Raw genomic sequence first — 21,996 nt, 5'->3', positions numbered from 1 at the left:
ATGGCAAATAAACTTATTACCTCAGCCAATGCAACGGCCTTTTTAACGGTGGAAACACTTTTTAGTGCACCATTTAAGCTCGAAAACTGGGCATCAGACAAAGCTTGGGAGGCTGAGGCTTGGGAAATCGCAGATGGAAAAATGTCTGTTGATGGAAAGCTCAACCGTGGATACATCCCAAAAGCAATCCCACTCACACTTACATTCTCACCAAACAGCCCATCTCTTGAATATTTTGATGCCATCACAGGGGCGTCTGTTCAAGCAAGAACCTCTTATCAGCTTGGCCTCGTTTTTTCGATGCCGTCACTCGGACGAAAATATACATACATAAATGGGTTCATTAAATCGTTTGATTCTCTGCCTCCAGGAGCTGAATTGCTCGAGAACAGAAAAGTCGAGCTTATGTTTGAACGCATGATTCCAGCTGGCATTTAAGGGAAAATCCAATGAGAAAATCTATTGAATACATTCAAGAAGAAGGCACAGATAAAGGAAAAGTCTTCGTTATCACCAGAATGTCAGCTTTTAAAGCTGACGAATGGGCAATGGACATTGTAAGGGGTCTATCAAAAGCAGGTGCAAAGCTACCCATTGAAGCAAAAGACATGGGAATTGCAACGCTGGGCGGACTTGCAATGACCTTATTTGGTGTCATGGATAAAGACATTTCAAACAAAGCACTCGCTGAATTGCTTGAATGTTGCCAAATCAAACGTGATCCAAAAAATCCAAATGTCCAACCAGCAAAAATTTTGGAAGGTGATATTACAGATCCAATGACGCTTAAAGAGCTACGTGTCAGAGCTTTTCAACTTCATGTGGATTTTATTCTTGCCGCCGCTTCCCTCATTTCCCCTCTCGCGGTGGCTCTGCAAATGGGGAAAAACGAAAACTCGCAAGACCAGTAAACCTGTCTATTCCTATTTCAGACGTTATCGGCTGGAATATGGCAACGCTACACGACCTTCAAACCAGCTACGATAGCGAAGATTTATGGAACATGTGGGAAGCTGGATGTATCAATAAGTTCAATTGGACTTAATATTTATTTAAGAGGGGCGAATTTAAAATTTCCCTTTTTATTCATCCATTTTTTTGATTGTAAAAATTCAAAATACTTTGGATTTGTCTTGGGATCTATTGCCTCTCTAAACTTTTGAAAAGCTTCCTGCATTCCATCACCTTCTAAAATGAGTGCCCTATCGCCCTGCGAGATAAAGGAAAGCTCACTTTCATGAAAAAGTGTTGCGAGCTGAGAAGATGCTAAACATTCTCCTCTTGGCATGCAGGAGCCTGCCTCAAATGAAACCGCTTTTAAATACGCAGTATTTTTTAGTTTTATAGAAATATTTCTACCATTCCTAAAGTGAAAAATAACATCTTCACCTTTTGGATTTAAATAATCATAAGAAAATCCACCGTCCAAATTTATAAAAATCCCATCCACTCGTGAATCAACAAATGAAATCAAGAGATATCCTTTATTAAAAGGAAGTACAAACCGAAGCGAAGGCGTTCCTATACTGTCAAATGTCTGCGTCCAACTACCCCGCACATGATCTACATATTTATACTCAGAAATAGATGTTTGGCTAAAAGCTACATTTGCGTCAAACAAGAACGCTGAAACAAGCACCAAAGCACAAAGCTTTCCAAAACATTTCATTATTCCATCACCCTATTTATTAAGCAGATTTATTATGGCCACTGCACTTGATGCATTCGTTGTTTCCATTGCTGTTGATTCCAACGGTGTCATAAAAGGCATTAAAGATGCAACTGGTGCAATTCATGTTCTTGAAAAGGACGCCAGAAAATCAGGACGTGCAATTGAAGCAGTAGAAAAAATAAGACATCCACCTTCAAAAAAACAAGTGAAGGTGTCAAAAAGACAGCAGAAACGTTGGGCGAAGCTAGAAACCAAGCCATTGCCTTTTTTGCTTTATTCACAGGAGGAGCTTCCCTTCTTGGCTTTTCAAATCAAATAGCAAACTCAAGCGCACAGGTTGGAAATCTAAGCCGACAGCTGGATATGGCACCTGAGAAAATCACATCTTTAAACAGGGCTTTAAACTCACTTGGTGGCGGAAATAATGATGCAGGCGAATTTCTCGCTCATCTACAAGACTTAGAAGCAACACAAGAAGGACAAGATTTAGTAAAACAGGCAGGTGCACAAGTAAATTTAAGCACCGCCGATTTTTATGATGGAAAAGGACATGTCCGAACAGATATTTTAGATACGCTTGTTGAATCTTTAAAAGACCTACCTACTGACACGAGAGAAAGTGTTTTAGGCCAACTTGGCGCACCCCGTTCTCTTAAAGATTTATCAAATCGATCGGACGCTTTAAGACGCTTACACAAATATGATGGCTTAGGTCCAACACAAAAAGATGTCGATTTAGGACAAGCATTCAAGGACAAAACAACCGATTTAAAAGTTCAGACAGAACAAGTTGGTCTTTTGGCTTTTGAAAAAATAGAGCCTAAGCTTGAAAAATTCTTTGATAAAATCATTGAGCTAGAAAAAACGCACCCAGATGCGATTGCTCAAGGATTAACGGACTTAGCAGTCGCTCTTGGTGTCTTAAGTACACTTCTAACAAGTGCAGCTTTTCTGAAAGCATTGGGAACAATTAGGGCAATCCTATCTCTTCCAATTAAAGGATACGGAAAGACAGCAAGTGCAATTGGAAAATTAGCAGGCGCTGGTGCAGTAGAAACAGGAGCTGCCGAAACAGCAGCAGATGCGGACTTAGCTGCTGAAGGAAAAGGACTTGGAGGGGCTGGAGGCTTCGAAGGTCAGGCTGGAGCAAACTTAGCAGGTGCGGTTTCTGAACTTTTTTCTGACATTGCAACTTATTTTAGGAGTAATCCAGAGACAAACAACATCGACAACTCAAGTGTCCATAACGATACAAAAAATATCGAAAATTCCAACGTTCATAATGAAAAAAGGAATCTTTCAAACAACAGTATTTCCAATGAAAATAAGAATATTAGAAATACTGATAACTCTATTTTAGATCAAACTAGAAATTTGAATCATTCAACCTCCTCACAAATGGAGTTGGAGCGAATTTCTAATGAATACAACAGAACGTTTAGCACTCACTCACCTACCTCAAATAATACAACAACTGACAATAGGTCTTTTCATGCCACAATCAATGTCACACCTATTGAGGCAGGAGGAGATCCAAAGGTCATGGCACGAAATCTAGCAAGAGAATTGCAAGATCAATGGGATGATGCTTCAGGAGGAGGGCTCAGATAATGGCTGATTATGCAGGCGCAATTGGCTCTGACTATGTTGGCCAGATTTTAGAAGATGCTTCTATCAATGCAGAAAAAGTAAAATGGGGAATTTTTAAAACATTCTCAGCAGGTATTCTCAGCAATAAATTTTCTCAAACTGGTCTCGGAAGAATAGTAACTTCGTATAGAAGCTCCTTCGTTCCTAACATCGAAGATTTATTTCCGATGGCGAATGTTACTAAAACCGACATTCATCAAGACTACTCAATCTCTGAAGCTCCACAGGAAAATGGCGAATTTTTCAGCTTTAACAAAGTTAAAAATCCACTGAATGGAACAGTAACGTTCGTCTATGATGGCTCTGCCATCTCCAATAATCCTCTTATAAATGCAATCCCTTCTGGTTCAATTTTAGGAGATAATGGCGAATATGTGCGATCCCTTTTCGTACAGGCAGTCGAAAATGCAAAGGCATCTTTAGAGTATTTCCAATTAAGAACGCCCGAATATGGATGGAGACCTGTTGAAGTCATCGGCTCTTCTCAAGTTAGAGAGCTTGCCTCTGTAAACATGTTTGAAATTTCGGTTCAAGTTAGAGAGGTCAGAGAAACAGCTTCTTTGCAATTTCTGGGAACGGCAACGCCCAGCGGCGCAAGCATTTTGAGCACAGCCAATGTTCAGCCCGAACTTCCCAATCCTCTCGTTGACAATCTCTTGAGTGCATTGCCATGACGACAAATTACGTTCTTCCAATTTCAAAAGTCCCCTCACAAAAAGTTCAAAGCCTTTTGCTCGGCAAAAAAACAATGCTGTGGATTAGGCAACTAGCATCTGGAATTTACTGCGACATCTGGGTCGAAAACACCCTTATTGCAGCAGGTGTTCTATGCTTGAATAAAACTTGGATGCTTAGAGATAAAACATTCTCTATCAATGGTGATTTTGTTTTTCTTGATACACAAGGAAACACAGATCCAACTTTGAATGGCTTAGGCGATCGCTACCAACTTATTTTTAGGTCATTCCAATGATCCCTACTGGCTCTCTTCAAAAAAGAGATATTATCTTCACCTTTCGGCTGAAAGAAGGTGGTGGATTTGAAATCAAAGGACATAGAGCACAGGTCTCTATCACAAACGGTGCGACTGGTTACTCTCAACTGGCATCTTGTATAATTGAAGGCATGCGTCCCTCTGAAATGAACCGACTTTCATACGCAGATGGGCTTGTCACGGCGCAGAATAGCACGATCAGAAATGTTTCTGACGATTATGTAGATATTAAAGTTCCTAACCAACAAGGAGGAATTCAGACTATATTTTCGGGTGCTATTACAAACAGCATGGCTGACTACACAAAATCGCCAGATGCAGCACTGATTTTTAAAGCAAGTAGTGCATTTGGTATAAACACGAAGAGTATTAAACCTCTTTCATACAAAGGTCCCGTTTCTGCATCTCAAATCTGCTCAGATATTGCAATTCAGGCAGGTTTTACTGGATTTGTAGATCACGGAATTGAAGGAAATTTTAGAAATTATTACTGCCACGGATCTGCAATAGACATGATTCAACGCGTTGTGCGCGATTGTGGACAAGGACAATTTCGCATTGATAAACAAAGATATGCTCAAATTCTTCATGTCTGGGGAAGAAATTTTAAAAATGAAGACTTTCCTCCAGTTATTATAGGTCCTGAAACTGGTCTTAGAGGATACCCATCTTGCTCTGGGCTCCGTGTTACAGGCTCTTGCCTTTTCAATCCAGCACTGAACTTTTGGGAACCTTTTGTCTTAAATTCTGGATATATCCCAGCCCAACTATCTGCAAAAACAACAAATGAAGCTGGACAAAATATTGGATCGCTAAAATCACCCTGGGATGGAATGTGGGTTCCTTACAAACTCACTCACAATTTAAGCTGCGAACTGCCAAATGGCGAATGGTTCACATACTTCGAAGCAAACAGAACGGATCACTCTGTCAATGGATACACTAGGGCTTAGTTCTTTTCGAGAACTTACATCAGACAACTCTCAACAAACAAAAATAAACGAGCTGATCAGAGCTAAACTCGCCTACCAAGCGCCACAGCTTCCTGTCAAAGTCGTTGCTGTAAACATCACAAAGAACGGTGACGGCAGCCCTGCTGATGTCGGCACTGTTGATGTTCAGCCGATGGTTTCGATGCAAGATGCCGCAGGGCAAACTGTTGAGCACGGTATAATTTATGGAGTTCCCTATTTCCGCCAACAGGCAGGAAAATCAGCGCTCGTCATTGATCCACAAAAGGATGACATCGGTTTCATTGCCATCGCTGGGCGAGATATTCAGAACGTCCTTTCTTCAAAAGACGTATCTGCCCCTGCCTCTTACCGCATCAACCACTTTAATGATGCTGTGTATATCCCTTCGATGCTCTGCTCCGCACCTGAGCAATATATCTTCGCAACAGATAAAGGATGGCGGATTCACGCAAGCGACAACAACCAAATCCAGCTCGATGTCAAAGACAGTAAATTCACGTTAACAAGCAAAAATGCTGTCATCACCTGCGATGTCGAAATTCAAGGCAATCTAACGTGCAAGAAGGACTTAACAGTTCAAGGGAAAATCACCTGTTCTGGCGAAATACAAGCTGATGGAGACATCATCTCAGGCTCAATTTCCCTTCAAAAACATGTTCACAGTAACGGAAATATGGGCGCAAACACGGGAGAAGCAATAGGATGACAACTTCACTTGCTCTCGATAATACAAACTGGGATTTGAAGCTTGATAGCAGCGGAAATATTGAGGTGATTTCTGATAAGCAGGCAACGCTTCAAGATGTTTCCTCTGCCATTCAAACATGGATTGGTGAAATTTGGTACGATCTCCAGCAAGGCTTGCCATATGACCGAGGTATTCTCGGAAACCAAAACGAAATCCCAATCTTTTGCTCTTTAGCAAGGGAGGCAGGACTTAAAGTTCCAGGCGTTGCTGACGTTCAAATTTTTCCAAATCAATTAAACAGCAAAAGACAATTGAATGGCTATGTTGTCGTTCAATTTGAAGATGGAGAAGTACAACGTGTCGGATTCTAATATCACAACGAATGTGCCTGCTCCGACTTTAACCGCCGCAGGATATTCTGCACCGAGCGAACAAGATATTCTCTCAGGTGTACAGGCAGACATCAATGCCGCCTTTGGCGGTAATGTTAATCCAGCTTTAAATACGCCACAGGGACAAATCGCCATTTCTGAAACAGCCATTCTTGGCGACTTTCTGAGCAGTGTTCTTGAGGTTTTTAACGGAATGGATCCGTCAGAGGCAAGCGGACGCATGCAAGATGCACTCGGCCGTATCTATTTTATGAATAGAAAACAAGCGACACCAACCACGGTGGAAGTGCAACTCACATTGACTGGAAATGGCTTACCACTTTTAAAAGCTGGGACGGTTGTCGCAACAGATGCTATTTCAGGCGGTAACCTTTACGCATTACTCAGTGATACATACTTTCCTGCTGGTACAGCCTCACCTGTTTCGGTTGAGCTTTACTGCTTGAGTGCTGGCGCAATTGAGTGTCCTGCCAACAGTCTTTTGCTCTATCAGGGGAATTTAGGGATTGCTTCGCTCAATAATCCAAGCGCAGGCGCAACTGGCCAAGAAGCTGAAGGGCGTATCGACTTTGAAAACCGCAGATCTGCTTCTGTTGCAAAAAACAGCATGGGGCAGAATGCCTCGCTACTCGGCGCATTACTAGCGCTTAATGGCGTAACAGATGCACAGGTTCGTGATAATCCAACTGCAATTGAATTGACGATTGACGGCGTTACATTAAAGCCAAACTCTGTTTATGCAGTTGTGCAAGGTGGAAATGCTCAAGATATTGGAAAAGCCATTCTGGCAAAAAAGCCACCAGGTGTTCAAACATCTGGAAATCAGTCTGTAACGGTGACGGATAATAACCCTGCTTATGGAGACAATCCACCAGTTTACACATTCAATTTTGACTATGCGCAGTCTGTTTCAGTGTTCTTTAACATCGTTCTGGCCAACAGTCCGAATGTTCCAAACAATGCTCAAAATATAATCGCTCAAGCAATTATTGCCTATTTTGAATCTCCAGACACTTCTCCGAAGCTCGGGGATATTCTGTATGCAACAGACATTATTTACGCTGTCAAAGAAGCTTGCTCATGGTGTCGTGTGCTTTCCCTCGGCGTTGGAACAGACAACAGTGCTTCTCAAAATGAAATCAACTTCAATTTGAATCAAGTTGGTGTGACTTACCAAAATCTTATTAAAGTCTCGCTCCAATGAAAAATTTGAATGAAACCTTCCTTGCTCAGTATGCAACAAGTCCGATTTTAACGGGTCTTCTTGAGCGCTTTAATAAAGCAATTGACCCAACAAATCTCATTGAGAATTTTCTTCAGAACGTGTTTGCCCCCTCAACAGCCACAGGCTGGGGATTAGATGTTTGGGGACGTATTGTTGGCGTTGGCCGAGTTATAAAAGTCTCTGTTGCAAACGAATATCTTGGCTTTGCAGAGGCAGAAAAAGGCACTGGCCTACTTAACATTACAGGATTTAATCAGGGCCCCTTCTATAAGGGAGAAGGCGTTCCTCTAACGCAAAACTACGCCCTGACAGATGATGCTTTTAGAAAGCTGATCTTTTGCAAGGCCGCTGCAAACATCACAGATGGATCCATTCAATCTCTCAATGGGGCTTTGATGATCTTATTTGGTGGAAATGGCAAAAACATCTGGATTGAAGATGTACCAGAGGCTGGCCCCTTCTTCGGATTTGAAGAAGCAGGAAATAGTGCAGAGCCATTCAATAATGGCGTTTTCTACAACAAGTTCATTGACGATCATCTCAATTGCAATATGACAATTTGCTACGATTTTCGACCGACATCAATTGAGTTCACACTCATTGAACAGGCTGGGAATTTCATTCGACCATCAGGTGTTCAGCTAAATTTTAAATACGTCTCCACATAAATAACCTCCCTACTCCATGTCTTTTTTCAATCGCCTTTTTAGGCGCTTTTTTTATGTCCAAATTATGGAAATTTTATGAAACAGTCAGATAGCAAGCAACTCTTCTTTACTGTCTGGGCAGCTAATGCTGATCCCAACACACTCCGCCAAATTCCACAAAAAGCATCCGAAGCCACAGAGGCTGGTGCAGCCTCTCTCGAAAAAGGATTTACAGCAACTAATATGACACCCGTTGCCGCTGGTGGTGTTCCGCCTTTTGGGCAAGATTTTAATGGTATTTTGAACTATTTATCAAGAGCGGCTCAATTGATCGAGATGGGATTGGTACCTGGGTGGAGCAAATCTTTTTCGGATGCCATCGGCGGTTATCCGCAGAACGCCAAAATTGCATATACAAAAGGCGGTATTCCCGACATTTTTGTCTCAATCAAAGACGATAATCTTGATGATCCATCTGATCCAAACCAGACAAGCTGGGTGAGCATTAAAAAAGGCCTTCAGCCAGCAGGAAACTATGCTTACACCAACGCAATTGATGCACCGCCAGACAAAAATGGAAATGTCGGCCTTTCATGGATTGGTCTCAGCAAAAATGATTCAACAGCCCGTATTCTCGCAACCGACGAAGAGGGCGATATTGTCACCGCAGCGAACCTGTCTGATTTAAACAATTATCAGCCTAAAGGCGCTTATCCCATCACAAATGCGGATATTAAAAAACCCGATGAAAATAATAATATCGGAATTAGCTGGATCGGCGGATGGATTGATGACAAAAACGTCACTCGTGTCCGAGCAACCGATGGGATTGAAGGGGTTGTCGCTACCTGTGCTAATTTAGACGATTTGGATAATTATCAGGAAAAAGGCTTTTACACACCGACTTTTGATCCTTCCGCTGCACGCAATGAGAATAAACAGGTAGGCATTGCCAATTTCTGCTCTTGGAATGGTTCTAGTGACGGAAAAGACAGACTTCAAGTCACTCTCGGGAGCGGTGGTAACGAGCTAACTTATGTATCCGCTCGCACAGATGACTTAACCAATCTACAGCCGAAAGGTGACTACGTTAAGACTAATGAAAGCCTCACCGAACCAGACGAAAGTGGGAATTTTGGTGTTGGTTGGATTGGTCTGAATAAAAATTCATCTGTAGCACATCTTCTAGCAAAAGACGATGCAGGTGATCTCATCGAAGCTGCGAACCTGAGTGATTTAAATGGGTATCAACCCAAAGGCTCTTATCCAATCACGAATGCAGATATTACAAAGCCAGATGAAAATAATAATATCGGAATTAGCTGGATCGGCGGATGGATTGATGACAAAAACGTCACCCGTGTCCGAGCAACCGATGGGATCGCAGGCGTTGTTGCAACCTGTGCTAATTTAGAGGATTTGGACAATTATCAGCCCAAAGGCGATTATCAGGCAGAGGGAAACTATGTATCGACAAATGCGCCTGATTCAGCTGCCGACAAAAACGGAAATTCAGGATTAGACTGGTTTGGTTTTCATACCGTCAACGGAAAAACGAACCTCCTCGCTGCAGGCGGCAGTGGCTCTGGAAATTTAATCGAAACTATTCCGTCTTTTGATGATTTATCCTCCTACGCAAAACTTCCGAATGGAGAAACAAACAAGTTCATTCAAAGTGGCACAACAGCATTGACCGATGCTGATATCAGCACTTCATCTGCAAAGCAATTCATTACATTCCCTCAGGCATTTTCGTCCACACCAGATGTCACAATTGGTTTTGTTGATACTGGAGACCTTAAAAATGACAATTATAAGATTTGGGGGATTTCAACCACAGGTTTTTGGATTCAAACAGGAGGCCTTCCTGAAAGCGTTTTGTGGATGGCAATAGGAGAAATTTAATATGACTGATAAAACGAGTGCAGAAAAAACCAGTACAGATGCACAAAAAGAAAAAGTATATGCAGGAGGAACTTCTATCAATGTAACCCCTCCTCCAGAAGTTGTCATTGAACAACCTGACAATACTAAAGCACCCGACTTAACAAAGTATGCTTATTTCGGAAAAAGGCTTAACCCAGATTCTGCTGGTAACAGTCTAATCACACCTTGGCGTCTTAAAATAGCTGATGCAACTGGCAAAGATATTCCCGTGCCTGACGGATACGTAAGCATTCCTGTAACAAATCAGGAAGAGCTTCGTGAATTTATGGCAAAAACGCCTTATTTCGATAAGAATGGTGCTTTGCAATATGGCTATGCACCACCGAAGCCAAACGCGCAGGAACAAGCAAAAGTCATTTATACGCAACTCAAAGAAAGTGCCGTGAATGGACTTCCAGTTGGCGCATCACCCTCTCCTGAAGCAGTTTCTTATGCAAAAGATTTGCAGAACATTATCAATCCTCCAGTCCAAAAAACAACTGAGGCTTTTGTCTTAGCTTCTACAAGTACTGAAACGAAATCAGAAAGTGCACCAGTCGTTAACGAAGTAACTTTGCCCACTCCTCCATTTCCATTAAGCGAATTAAATAATTTTAATTCTGGATGGTGGAAGTAGTAAAATGACAGAAGATCGCATTTTAAAGCTTGAAAGCCTTGCCCAAGCAACTAATGAACGCATTGACCGTGTCTGTGAAAATCAACGCAGATTTGAAAAACAAGTGAATGAGCTTATTGGCCTATTTAAAGGGATTAAAAAAGCAATTTGGGGTGCAGGAACACTTGCTGGAACGGTTGGTGGCGTTTTTTTTTCAATACTTTCCGCAATTCATTAAATTTCTCGACCACATTTTAAATTCGACTTAAAGCAACCTACTCATTTCTGCTCTCATTTTGAGAGCTTTTTTTATGGAGAATACAATGAAAAATAAAGATGGATGGATCGGAAGATGGGACTAAACATCAAGCAATTTAAAGAGCTGATTGTTCGCCCAGTTTTAAAACAAGATTTAGAGTTATTTAGTGAAAGCGCTTTAAATCTGGTTACGGGTACAGCGCTTGTTGAAAGTGGCCTTTGCTATCTCGAGCAGATAGAGGGACCAGCTTTGGGTCCTTTCCAAATGGAACCTGCTACGCATGATGACATCTGGAAAAATTACCTTTCATCAAGAGAAGCATTATTTATCAAAATGCAAAAGATTGCCTGTGGCGGTTATTTCATAACACGCACGATGCCAAGAGCATGTCAGATGATTGGCAATCTCAGCTATGCTGCGGCAATGTGCAGAGTATTTTATCTGCGGATTAAAGAAAGCTTGCCATCAGCAACCGATGCACAGGCACTCGCTGAATACCATAAACGATATTACAACACCGCCCTCGGAAAAGCCGATGTAGAGCGCAACATTCCTCTATTTAAAGAGGTAATCAATGCTTAAAATTTTACACCAACGAAGTACATATCTCGGTCTTGGCCTCATTCTTGGAGCAGTTTCAGGCGTTTATTGCAACCTGATAGATGAAGGCACAGCAACAATGCTGATCATAATGGGAATTGGCGGTCTCATTCCAGAAAACAGTCCCCTCGCTCACAAAATCCTTGAAATTGTTGCACCTCTGCTTGTGCATCAGATCAAGCAAAAAGCACTGCTTAAACAACCGCCTCGAAACAACACCAAATCCCCTTTTTAGAAAGCCCCACTCCTGGGGCTTTTTCTTTGTCCAATTCCTCGCTGTCAGGACTGCAATGCAGAAAGCCAGCAAATTCCTTGTCTTTAATGACAGTTTTAAAAATCCTCAAAGAAATGAAGGAACTTAATAATATGAATACAAACGCCAATCCACTCGCCTTCAGCGAAACAAAACTTGATGCAACACCAGCAGCATCTGAGAACGCAACAGCCTCTACATTGATTTCTCAGGTTGAAGACATTTTTGAAAATCTTTCCAGCTCTGAGTCAGCTGCTGTTAAAGCAAAAATCCGTCTTGCTGGCACTATTGCATCCCCCATCATCAGTGCACTCTTTGATCTTTCAAAAGATAAGCTTGATGTGCAGGCTTTAGAAAATGGCCTTTCGAAAGTCAATGACGGTCTGCTTTCTCTTGAAGCTGGAACTCAGCAAGTCATCGCAGCTCTAAAGAAAAAAGAAGCTTAATCAACAAGCTATCAACAACTTTTTAAGAGCTTTCAGGGGTTTTCTTTATGAGAACCCCTTCGAAATCAATAACCCACCAATAAATTGAACTCTCTGGAATTTCCGGATAGTTGGCCAACATTTCGGAAATTCCGAACTGTTGAGCATTATTCAATTGTTCATATCGAGAATAACAAATGGTTGAAATCTCAGGCCCTTATGATGTCCCTGCTGCTGTGAAGGCAGTAGCTGACACAATTCAGACAACAGAAAAAGTTGGCGCTGGCATGGCACTCTTTCTTGCAGGGTTTCGGCTCGGTGCAGAAAGCGCTCAGAACAGCGCAGCAAAATCCTTTCAAACAACACAGAAAGAAGCAGAAAACGCTGCACGAGGCATTCCAAAAACAAAAGATGAAATCCTCTCTTACTTAGAAAGCAAAGGCCAAGCGAATGTTTAAAATTCTTCTCTCTTTGTCATGTGCTGTACTTCTGGCTGGTTGCTCTCACGCAATCGAAAATAAGTACATGCCAACGCCAAAATACCTTACACCTTCAGAATATCAGGAGGCGGCTTCTGATATGAAGACTGTGCCAGCAACTAGCCCAGCGTGGAATATGTTAAATGATTATCTGGTTCTAAGGGCTGAGCTTTGCTCTGAAAATAATCTTGGCGATCAATGCGAGAAGCTCAGCAAATAGAATTTGCTATCCACCAATGAAACACAAAATAGTTTGTGAACCACATTTTGCATTTTGTGGTTTACAAATATCTTTTATTTAAATCTGGACATTAAATAAAAGGTAACCGCTATTATAGATATAAGTAGAGCCATCCACATCATGGGAGTAACTACTGGTGTCAAATCAGTATTTAAATAGCTCAGAATTGGATACGTTTTAAAATTCCAATCCCCATGATTATTACGATTTACAATAAATATTCCAAGGAATAGAAGAAAACTAACAACCGCTAGTTTAATAAAATTATTTTCAAACATTGAATCCCCCCAGAGAAAAGCAAAATTTTAGAAATTAGTTTCTCTTAAAAATACGAAAGATCAAGTTGAAGTAACAATTGATCTGCGTCCATACAAACGCACGTTTAAACGATCCGCTGCACCAATCGGTGCAGAATGAGTAGGAACCTTTATTGTGATAGAGTCAAAAGAAACTTCTGATTCTGTCAGAAAAAGAGTATCTTAATTTTATCAACAATATTTTTATTAGATTTTAGCACTCAAAACATACTTAGCTCGTTATCACCCTACCCACCATTCCTTGCGGGAATAAAACGGAACAAAAAAGAATAAATTTGGGGGTATTTATGGGGGTATCGAAAGAAAAACTATTTTAAATAATGGCTTTTTTCTGCGGAAAATATCTACTCAACAGGTCGCCGTCCGACTCCATAATCTTTTCTGAAGATTATACCCCTTAATTTCCAATAAGCATTCCATCTATATCTATAAAATTCTAGATTGAAGTACTATTATTTTATGAGAATATCACTAAAACAACAATATTTATCAATCATAAATAGATATTGATAAACTCAGAATTTCAAATGAAAATTAAATTGTTGGCTGGGAGACCTGGATTCGAACCAGGGCTGTCCGGGTCAGAGCCGGAAGTTCTACCGCTAAACTATCTCCCAAGCGATCGAAGCAATTTATTGTCTTAGCTTATAAAGCTATAAATCCTTTATATCAAGAGAAAATATAACTTTTCTTCAAAAGAGCTCTGACTGTATTTTTCATTTAGAAAACCTTATTATGTAGATAATTAATAAAAATTAAACTTGGAGTTTTTGTATTGTGACCCGTGCCCCTACTGTTAAATTAAAAAAAGCTCACGGACGTACGAATTCACAACAAAGATGGCTAAACCGACAGCTAAACGATCCGTATGTAAGTGCCGCCCATCAAGAAGGCTGGAGATCTAGGGCTGCTTTTAAACTTCTAGAAATGAACAAAAAAAATAAAATAATTCCTGTTGGGGGAAATATTATAGATCTAGGTGCTGCCCCTGGAGGCTGGTCACAGGTTGCCGTTAAAGAAAAAGCTGGAAAAGTGATTGGAATCGACCTCTTACCAGTCGAAAAACTGCAAGGTGCTGAAATTATCCAAGGAGATTTTACCGATCCTGAAATGCCCGAAAAACTCCGAAGACTTCTTAACGGTGGCGCTGATGCTGTTATTTCTGACATGGCTCCAAATACAACAGGCCATGCAAAAACAGATCATATTCGTATTATGGCGCTAGCAGAGTTAGCGCTTTGCTTTGCAGAAGAAATTTTAAATCCTGGTGGAAATTTCGTTGCAAAAGTTCTTCAGGGAGGATCAGAAATTGAGCTTCTTAATCAACTCAAAAAAAACTTCAAAATTGTTAAACATGTTAAGCCCCCAGCTTCCAGAAAAGATTCTAGAGAGATGTATGTTTTAGCATTAGGCTACAAAAAAAAGCAGTGATCCTCACCTCTCCCTTTAAATTACGAGGAGAGCTTAAGTAAAATTTCTAAAACTTTTCGAGACCGAGGAATACGTTTTGCATTTGTAAGCTCACCCACAACAGCCAGCTTATGATCTGGGCGGATTTTTACTCCCGCTTTCTCTTTTTTTTGTACCCAATTTAAAAGCTTTTCAGGATGAGAAAATTTATTCTGAAAAAATTGTAAAACCACACCCTTCGGACCTGCATCTAGACGTTCTACCCCGACTTGCCGACATAATCTTTTTAGAGCCACAACTTCTAAAAGATTTTCGGCTTCGATTGGTAAAGGCCCAAAACGATCGCCTAATTCAATTCGTATTGACTCTGCCTCTTCCTCGTTAGCTAAAACGGCAATCCGCCGATAAAGATTTAATCGTGAGGAAAGATCTGGAACGTATTTTTCTGGAAGTAAAACTGGCAATCCAAGCATAATCTGAGGCGTCCATTTTTCAACGACATCCTCATTCTCACGATGACGTTGGCGTAAGTCTGTTACAGCCTCCGATAACATCTGCTGATAAAGTTCTATTCCAACTTCTCTAATATGACCTGACTGCTCTTCTCCTAAAAGATTCCCTGCTCCTCTCATATCTAAATCATGAGATGCCAAAGTAAAGCCGGCTCCTAAAGAATCAAGTGTCTCCATAATTTCTAAACGGCGCATTGAGGATTTGGATAAACTTTGCTCATGTGGCCATGTTAAATAGGCATAACCTCTATTTTTTCCTCTTCCAACTCGACCTCTTAATTGATAAAGCTGTCCCAATCCAAATCTATCTGCATGATGAATAATAATTGTATTAACACGAGGCATATCTAGACCGCTTTCAACGATATTAGTTGAAAGAAGAATATCATATTTCCCTTCTGAAAAATCCTGCATAATCTCTTCAAGGACGCTTGGAGCTAATTGTCCATGTGCCCGTGCAATTTTTACTTCTGGTAAGGCGGCTTTAAGTCTCTCCTCCATTTTTTCCATATCTCGAAGCCGTGGCACAACACAAAAGACCTGCCCTCCTCTCATGCGTTCTCTCTGAAGTGCTTCTCTAATCATCAACCGATCATAAGGTGCAATAAAAGTTCTGACAGCCAAACGATCTATTGGTGGTGTCGCTATAAGGCTCATTTCACGTGCTCCAGATAATGAAAGCTGAAGAGTTCGTGGCAAAGGCGTCGCTGATAACGTCAGCACATGAACATTGCTAGATAAAGCTTTTAATTTTTCTTTATGTGCCACACCAAAATGCTGTTCTTCATCAATGATGACTAGTCCTAAACGATTAAAAGAAAGACTATTTGCCAATAATGAATGCGTTCCAATAACAATATCCACAGTTCCATCCGCTAATCCTTTTTTAATCTCCCTAGATTCTTTGGAAGATGTCAAACGGGACAATTGGGATATCCGCACGGGAAGCCCTTCAAAACGCTCTAAAAATCCTCTATAATGTTGTCTGGCAAGAAGCGTTGTTGGGACAACGACAGCTACCTGATAACCAGAAAGAGCAACAACAAAAGCAGCTCTTAAAGCAATTTCAGTTTTGCCAAACCCGACATCTCCACAGATAAGGCGATCCATAGGAACACCACGCTCCAAATCATTTAACACATCTAATACAGCTCTGGACTGATCCTCTGTTTCTACGAAAGGAAAACGCCCACAGAATTCATCCCACAACGCTTCCGCTGGCTCCAAAATAGGCGCTTTTTTCATAGCACGTTCTGCAGCAGTTTTAATGAGTTCACCTGCCATTTCACGCAAACGGGATTTCATCTTAGCCTTTCTTGCTTGCCAAGACGCTCCTCCTAATCGATCTAAAAGAATATTCCCCGTATCCGTTCCAAAGCGGCTTAACAGGTCAATATTTTCAACTGGAAGCAAAAGGCGCTGATCCTCTTCATAACGAATGACGAGATAATCATGCGCTAATCTACCTTCCCGTACAGTCTCAAGCCCTACATATCTTCCAACCCCATACTCTTCATGGACAACGAGATCATCCGCCTCAATCTCTCCAATCTGCGTAATAAATGAAGCATTTTTGCGCTTTTTTCTTCGTGAACGGGTTAACTTTTCTCCAAGAAGGTCTTCTTCTGTTACAAAAACCTCTGATTTACCTTGAAAGCCATTTTGCATTTCTAAAGAAATTAATGTCAAAATCTTACAAGAATTTTTCTTCCTCTCTTCCCAATTTTCAAGCTGAACCACTGGAATATCAATTTCGACGAATAATCTAGTTAAACGCTCTCTTACTCCCTTACTAGAAAGTAAAAGATAAACTTTTTTTCCTTTCACAGACCATTCTGCAAAAAATTCTTTAAATCGTTGAAAAAGCTGTTCTCTACCTTCCTTTTCTTTTTTTACAAAAGGCGCTATTCCCCTATACCCAGCATCTAACTGCGTTTCATTTGTTGGCGCAAAAGGATTAAAAATGACAGGCTTTTTTCTTTCCGCAATACTATTCAGCGCATCTTTTCCCAAGTAAAGCCTGTGCGGTGGTAATGCTCTATAAATTGTCACATCCCCAGTAGCGGAGGATAAACGTTCTTTAAAATGGTCCGAAATCATTTCCAAACGTGCTGAAAAGCTTCCAATAGCTTCTCTATCAAAACTTATAAAAGCGTTTGGAAGAAAATCACAAATTGTTTCCATCTGATACGTATGATCTTCAAGAAATAATGGAAGATAATGCTCGATTCTAACAGCACTTCTTTTTTCCATAACATTTTGAAAAAGAGAATCTTCCATGGCTTCAGATCCAAACTGATCCACCCATCCATTCCGAAAGCGACTTAATGAAGCGCTATCCATAAACAATTCTGAAGCAGCACCAAAATGCAAGGTTTCTGAATGCGCCTTAGAAATTTGCGTTATAGGATCAAAAAATCGAATTTCTTCAACAAGATCATCAAAAAAATCAATCCGTTGTGGTTCTTCTGTTTCAGCTCCAAAAAGATCTAATATCCCCCCTCTAACAGCATACTCCCCCCTCTCACGTACTGTATCAACTCGATGATAACCAGATTTCTCTAGCTTTAAGATCAACTCTTGAGGATCAATTTTATCATGAACTTTTATTGTTCCCGCATTTTTTTGTAAAAAAGCACGAGATGGTACACGCTGCAAAAAAGCAGGAATTGTTGTCAAAACAATTCTACCTTTTTTAGGCACCGAAGAAAGCATTTTTAAAAGTGACGAAACACGCTGGGCAGAAATTTCTGCTGACGGAGAAACCCTATCATATGGAAGACAGTCCCAAGCTGGAAAGACAACAATCTCTACTTCTGAGTCTAGCCAATTCAAAATATCTTTTAAAAGATATTGATCTTCTTCTCTCGAAGAAACGTGGAGCAATGTTTGAGATTCACCAACATCTCGTAAGCGATTAAGTAATAAAAAAGGAATAGAGCCATCTGGAGCTCCTGCGATAATCTTTGCAGGAAATGTATTTTTTGAAAAAAAGGGTAAATCGGTATTCTTCTGCATAGCCATTAGACTTCTAAAAAATTCTGCCTTAAATATTTTTTTGTGACATCATTATCATGTATTCCAAAAAATAAAGAGAAGAACAATGCCTATTGCACAACCTCCAAAGAGCTTTTTTCCTCTCTTAAATAAAATAGAAACTTTAAAAACAATTACACCTAAAGAGGCAAAACTTCTCGAAAAAGCCGCAGGCGGAGAAAAAATTATAGATCTTCTCCTTTCTCTCCCTACAAAAATTACACAAAGAGATCAGCTCTTCAAAATTAGAGACCTCTCATCCTTGGCTGAAGGGACTCTCGTCACATTAGAAGGTAAGATCTTGTCTGTAAGACGTCCCTATGGAAGGTCACGTTCTCCAACACGTTTCAATTTTCTAGATAATACTGGAAAAATAAATATTTCTGTTTTTGGGAAATACTATTATTCCCTGTTGCAAAGTGGAAATGAAGTTATACTTTCTGGAAAAGTTCATTTTTTCAAAAATACAGTTACAATCTCCCCCTTAGACCATCTTGTACTTGCCTCCAACAAATTGCATTTTCCATGGGTTGAAGCAACTTGGGCCTCTACATCCAACCTAACAAGCAAAAGCATTTCTAAAGCTTTAAAAGAAGCTCTTAATTTCGCAAAAGAAATTCCAGAATGGCACGATAAATCTCTCATTAAAAAAAAAGGCTATCCCACTTTTTACGAAGCGCTCCGTACGCTGCATATTCCAGTCGAACACCTGCATAACAAAGAAAGGGAGACTGCCTTTCAACGAGCAAGAGAACGCCTCGAAGCCGATGAAATTTTTGCGCATCAAATGTGCGTTTTTTTGGCACAATTCTATGCTTATCGCAGAAAAGGAAAATCTCTTCGTGGCAACGGATTGCTTCAACAAAAATTATTAAAAAATTTTAAACATACCCCTACCGCAGATCAAACAACTGCTATTTCTGAAATTAATAAAGAATTGGCAGCTCCTTACCCCATGCAACACTTGCTCCAAGGAGATGTCGGGAGCGGAAAAACCTTCGTTGCTTTTTCTGCAATGCTCACGGCAATAGAGGCAGGAAAACAGGCTGCAATTATGGCGCCAACTGAAATTTTAGCCCAACAACATTTTCAATCTGCCCTAAAAATATCTCCTATTAAACCAACACTCATCACGGGAAAACTAACTTCAGAAAATCGAAAAGAAGCTCTTGCTGATATCAAAAGTGGGAAAGCACGTTTCATTGTTGGAACGCATGCCCTTTTTCAAAAAGAAGTTCTGTTTCAAGATCTCGGATTAGCCGTAATAGATGAACAGCATCGTTTTGGTGTCGATCAGAGAATATCCTTTAGTAACAAAAGCCCAGGTTCCAACCTTCTTTTAATGAGTGCAACCCCCATTCCCCGCAGTGTACAGCTAACACGCTGGGGACAGATGGGCGTCAGTCGCCTTTTTACCAAACCTTCGGGGAGAGGGATCATAAAAACAACCCTTCATCATACCGATCATAGCCTCACTGAAATTAAACATTCCCTAAAACGTGCTTTAGATGCAGATAAACGAATTTACTGGGTATGTCCTGCTGTAAAAGAGAGCAAGCATATCTCAGCAGCAGAAGAGCGTTATGAAGATCTTAAATCTTTTTTAGGAATAGAAACAGTTGGCATCGTCCATGGACAACAGTCAAAAGAAGAGCAAGAAAAATCTTTAACAGCGTTTAGAAATGGAAAGATTAAAGTTTTAGTTTCAACAACGCTGATAGAAGTCGGCGTAGACATCCCTGAAGCTTCTATTATGGTTATCGAGGATGCTCAACGTTTTGGACTTTCACAGCTGCACCAACTTCGCGGAAGAATTGGACGAGGCAAAGAAGACTCTTACTGTCTCTTGCTTTACCAAGAAACAGAGGGAAGTAATGGACTCCAGCGACTTTCATTATTACGTAGCAGTCTTGATGGTTTTAAAATTGCAGAAGAAGATTATAAACAACGCGGTGGAGGTGAAATTACAGGAACCCGACAATCTGGAATCCCAATTTTTCGCCTCTGCCAAAATTCTCCCTCAGACCTTCTCATTACACAATCTTCACAAGAGGCCGCTCTGGTTCTCCAAAAAGACCCAAAACTTATATCTTTAAGAGGTGATGCTATTAGAGGACTTATGTATTTATTTGAAAAAACTGCCCCTGAAACTATTCTCATTTCTGGTTGACGTTTTAAATAAATTGTATTTTTTAATCTTGTCTTTAAACAATGTGAGCCTTTTAAGACACTCTTTGTGCAAATACAAGCCAATCTATTCTTCACCGACGTAATCTCATTGCAGAGACAGAATAGTTGTGCTTCACTCTTTATGCCCTTATAAGGTGTCGGCTAGATAGAATTTTTATATTTCTTTAATCTTCCGGCCAAATGGTCAAAGATTTTCAAGTTAGTAAATTGATGACCTTAGAAATTAAAGTCCGAATATTGTGGAACTAGTGCGTTGAATAATAACAGAAACGACCGTAATAATTTTTCTCCTCGCCGTGGAGGATTCGATCCAGATTTTTCTGATGCTGGACATTTTTACGATAACTCAGGCAACTTCGGTGGCCGTAGCTCTGGAGGCTTTTCCCCTTCTCCCCGCAGCAGTGCTGCACCATCAGGTCCTGAGATTAATGGTACTGTAAAATGGTTTAACGGTGAACGTGGCTTTGGCTTTGTTGGGCTTGACGATGGAAGCGGAGATGCTTTCTTACACATCAATACTTTAAATGAAGCAGGTCACCAAGCTCCTGAACCTGGAACTACTCTACGCGTTAGAATTGGCCAAGGCCCAAAAGGACGCCAAATTTCACAAATCACTTCTTTAGATGCCAGCACTGCGACGGCTGAAGCATCTGGTATGAAATCCACCCGCCCTATGGGAAATGGTAACGCTGCACCTCGTGCTCCTCGTTTCACCCCAGACCTCTCTACAGCTGAAAGCAAACGTGGGGAAGTTAAATGGTATAATTCCACAAAAGGATTTGGTTTCATTGCTCCTGAAGATGGTGGAAAAGATGTCTTCGTACACGTTTCAGCACTTGGAAAGACTGGATTACAAGAACTTCACGAAGGGCAAATTGTGACGATGAAAGTTATCCAAGGAGGAAAAGGTCCCGAAGCTGTCACCGTTGAAGCTAATTAATTCTAGCTATAAATAACGATTAAAAAAGGAGGCATAATGCCTCCTTTTTTAAAACTCTTTAGCAGAGTTTCTCAATAATCTAGCCTTATCTCTTTTCCAATCTCTTTCAGCTAACGCATGACGTTTATCTACTTTCTTACGGCCTTTTGCGACACCTAAAGTGACTTTTGCTCTACCCTTCTCATTAAAATGAAAATCTAAAGGAATAAGAGAAGCACCCGCCTTACTTATTTCGCCAAATAACTGCCTAAGTTGCTTTTTATGCAATAAAAGCTTTCGAGGAGCTTTCGAGTCAAAATAAGACAATACTCCTCCCTGATAAGGAGGAATATACGAATTTAATAGCCACAGTTCCCCCTCCCTTTCCATTGCATAAGCATCTGCAATGGTTGCCCGTCCTAAACGTAAACTCTTAACTTCGGGTCCCTTTAAGACTAAACCTGCCTCAAATTTTTCACCAATATCGTAATCATGGCGAGCCTTACGATTTTGAGCTGCGATACCTGTTGTAATCAAAGAATTCTTTTTTATCTGTTTTTTACCCATAAAA

At 40.6% G+C, this 21,996-nt stretch carries 25 protein-coding genes and 1 tRNA gene; 22 read left to right on the top strand and 4 right to left on the bottom strand.

Annotated elements, in window-relative coordinates:
* Both FAI40_10055 and FAI40_10050 read left to right on the top strand, forming a co-directional pair.
* Complete coding sequence (locus FAI40_10055; protein QCE35640.1) at window positions 1-438, top strand: hypothetical protein; 438 nt, start codon at window positions 1-3, stop codon at window positions 436-438.
* 11 nt (window positions 439-449) lie between these two features.
* A complete protein-coding gene (locus tag FAI40_10050) occupies window positions 450-911 on the top strand; it encodes a hypothetical protein (GenBank protein ID QCE35639.1) in 462 nt (153 codons plus the stop codon).
* Between the two features lie 137 nt (window positions 912-1,048).
* Here the strand turns inward: FAI40_10050 and FAI40_10045 are convergent, their stop codons facing one another.
* Entirely contained in the window at window positions 1,049-1,621 is a 573-nt protein-coding gene (locus FAI40_10045; protein ID QCE35638.1) for a hypothetical protein, read from the bottom strand.
* A gap of 82 nt (window positions 1,622-1,703) precedes the next feature.
* On the opposite strand from FAI40_10045, the gene FAI40_10040 reads away from it, so the two are divergent.
* The 17 genes from FAI40_10040 to FAI40_09960 all read left to right on the top strand — a co-directional run bounded on the left by FAI40_10040 (window position 1,704) and on the right by FAI40_09960 (window position 13,020).
* Window positions 1,704-1,991, top strand: a complete 288-nt coding sequence (locus tag FAI40_10040; protein QCE35637.1) for a hypothetical protein — start codon at window positions 1,704-1,706, stop codon at window positions 1,989-1,991.
* Window positions 1,992-2,035: 44 nt separating this feature from the next.
* The gene (locus FAI40_10035; GenBank protein QCE35636.1) at window positions 2,036-3,283 is read left to right on the top strand and encodes a hypothetical protein; all 1,248 of its coding nucleotides are present in this window, start codon (window positions 2,036-2,038) and stop codon (window positions 3,281-3,283) included.
* Complete coding sequence (locus FAI40_10030) at window positions 3,283-3,996, top strand: hypothetical protein (GenBank protein QCE35635.1); 714 nt, start codon at window positions 3,283-3,285, stop codon at window positions 3,994-3,996. Before FAI40_10035 ends, FAI40_10030 begins: the two co-directional genes overlap by 1 nt.
* Window positions 3,993-4,295: a hypothetical protein gene (locus FAI40_10025; protein ID QCE35634.1), complete on the top strand. Its 303-nt coding sequence runs from the start codon at window positions 3,993-3,995 to the stop codon at window positions 4,293-4,295. Before FAI40_10030 ends, FAI40_10025 begins: the two co-directional genes overlap by 4 nt.
* The gene (locus FAI40_10020; protein QCE35633.1) at window positions 4,292-5,269 is read left to right on the top strand and encodes a hypothetical protein; all 978 of its coding nucleotides are present in this window, start codon (window positions 4,292-4,294) and stop codon (window positions 5,267-5,269) included. The genes FAI40_10025 and FAI40_10020 overlap by 4 nt, the downstream gene beginning before the upstream one ends.
* A complete protein-coding gene (locus FAI40_10015; protein ID QCE35632.1) occupies window positions 5,250-5,996 on the top strand; it encodes a hypothetical protein in 747 nt (248 codons plus the stop codon). Before FAI40_10020 ends, FAI40_10015 begins: the two co-directional genes overlap by 20 nt.
* The gene (locus tag FAI40_10010) at window positions 5,993-6,349 is read left to right on the top strand and encodes a hypothetical protein (protein ID QCE35631.1); all 357 of its coding nucleotides are present in this window, start codon (window positions 5,993-5,995) and stop codon (window positions 6,347-6,349) included. The genes FAI40_10015 and FAI40_10010 overlap by 4 nt, the downstream gene beginning before the upstream one ends.
* Window positions 6,336-7,574: a hypothetical protein gene (locus FAI40_10005; GenBank protein ID QCE35630.1), complete on the top strand. Its 1,239-nt coding sequence runs from the start codon at window positions 6,336-6,338 to the stop codon at window positions 7,572-7,574. The genes FAI40_10010 and FAI40_10005 overlap by 14 nt, the downstream gene beginning before the upstream one ends.
* Entirely contained in the window at window positions 7,571-8,263 is a 693-nt protein-coding gene (locus tag FAI40_10000) for a DUF2612 domain-containing protein (GenBank protein QCE35629.1), read from the top strand. The genes FAI40_10005 and FAI40_10000 overlap by 4 nt, the downstream gene beginning before the upstream one ends.
* 75 nt (window positions 8,264-8,338) lie before the next feature.
* A complete protein-coding gene (locus FAI40_09995) occupies window positions 8,339-10,147 on the top strand; it encodes a hypothetical protein (protein ID QCE35628.1) in 1,809 nt (602 codons plus the stop codon).
* 1 nt (window position 10,148) lies between these two features.
* Window positions 10,149-10,805 carry a hypothetical protein gene (locus tag FAI40_09990; protein ID QCE35627.1) on the top strand — a complete coding sequence of 219 codons (657 nt, stop codon included), beginning with the start codon at window positions 10,149-10,151 and terminating at the stop codon, window positions 10,803-10,805.
* Between the two features lie 4 nt (window positions 10,806-10,809).
* Window positions 10,810-11,022 (top strand): hypothetical protein, encoded by a 213-nt coding sequence (locus FAI40_09985; GenBank protein QCE35626.1) that lies wholly within the window; start codon window positions 10,810-10,812, stop codon window positions 11,020-11,022.
* A gap of 102 nt (window positions 11,023-11,124) precedes the next feature.
* Window positions 11,125-11,625: a hypothetical protein gene (locus tag FAI40_09980; protein ID QCE35625.1), complete on the top strand. Its 501-nt coding sequence runs from the start codon at window positions 11,125-11,127 to the stop codon at window positions 11,623-11,625.
* Entirely contained in the window at window positions 11,618-11,878 is a 261-nt protein-coding gene (locus FAI40_09975) for a hypothetical protein (GenBank protein ID QCE35624.1), read from the top strand. The genes FAI40_09980 and FAI40_09975 overlap by 8 nt, the downstream gene beginning before the upstream one ends.
* 26 nt (window positions 11,879-11,904) lie before the next feature.
* Window positions 11,905-12,342, top strand: coding sequence for a hypothetical protein (locus tag FAI40_09970; GenBank protein QCE35623.1), 438 nt, complete (start codon window positions 11,905-11,907; stop codon window positions 12,340-12,342).
* Between the two features lie 176 nt (window positions 12,343-12,518).
* Window positions 12,519-12,779 (top strand): hypothetical protein, encoded by a 261-nt coding sequence (locus FAI40_09965; protein QCE35622.1) that lies wholly within the window; start codon window positions 12,519-12,521, stop codon window positions 12,777-12,779.
* On the top strand, window positions 12,772-13,020 hold the full coding sequence (locus FAI40_09960) for a hypothetical protein (GenBank protein QCE35621.1): 249 nt from the start codon (window positions 12,772-12,774) through the stop codon (window positions 13,018-13,020). Before FAI40_09965 ends, FAI40_09960 begins: the two co-directional genes overlap by 8 nt.
* A gap of 881 nt (window positions 13,021-13,901) precedes the next feature.
* On the opposite strand, the gene FAI40_09955 is transcribed toward FAI40_09960, so the two are convergent.
* Window positions 13,902-13,975, bottom strand: a tRNA-Gln gene (locus FAI40_09955).
* A 157-nt stretch (window positions 13,976-14,132) separates the two neighbouring features.
* Here FAI40_09955 and FAI40_09950 point away from each other — a divergent pair.
* Window positions 14,133-14,789, top strand: a complete 657-nt coding sequence (locus tag FAI40_09950; protein ID QCE35620.1) for an RlmE family RNA methyltransferase — start codon at window positions 14,133-14,135, stop codon at window positions 14,787-14,789.
* A 20-nt stretch (window positions 14,790-14,809) separates the two neighbouring features.
* Here the strand turns inward: FAI40_09950 and mfd are convergent, their stop codons facing one another.
* Entirely contained in the window at window positions 14,810-18,298 is a 3,489-nt protein-coding gene (gene mfd / locus FAI40_09945; protein ID QCE35819.1) for a transcription-repair coupling factor, read from the bottom strand.
* A gap of 85 nt (window positions 18,299-18,383) precedes the next feature.
* Here mfd and FAI40_09940 point away from each other — a divergent pair, with 85 nt between their 5' ends.
* Window positions 18,384-20,486: an ATP-dependent DNA helicase RecG gene (locus FAI40_09940; GenBank protein ID QCE35619.1), complete on the top strand. Its 2,103-nt coding sequence runs from the start codon at window positions 18,384-18,386 to the stop codon at window positions 20,484-20,486.
* 273 nt (window positions 20,487-20,759) lie between these two features.
* Entirely contained in the window at window positions 20,760-21,446 is a 687-nt protein-coding gene (locus FAI40_09935) for a cold shock domain-containing protein (protein QCE35618.1), read from the top strand.
* A 48-nt stretch (window positions 21,447-21,494) separates the two neighbouring features.
* Here FAI40_09935 and smpB read toward each other — a convergent pair whose 3' ends face one another.
* A complete protein-coding gene (gene smpB, locus FAI40_09930) occupies window positions 21,495-21,992 on the bottom strand; it encodes an SsrA-binding protein SmpB (protein QCE35617.1) in 498 nt (165 codons plus the stop codon).
* Between the last annotated feature and the right edge of the window lie 4 nt (window positions 21,993-21,996).

Source organism: Acetobacteraceae bacterium, from assembly GCA_004843345.1.
GTDB lineage: Bacteria > Pseudomonadota > Alphaproteobacteria > Acetobacterales > Acetobacteraceae.
Note: the sequence above shows the minus strand (reverse complement) of the source record. Positions and strands in the feature narration are given on the sequence as shown.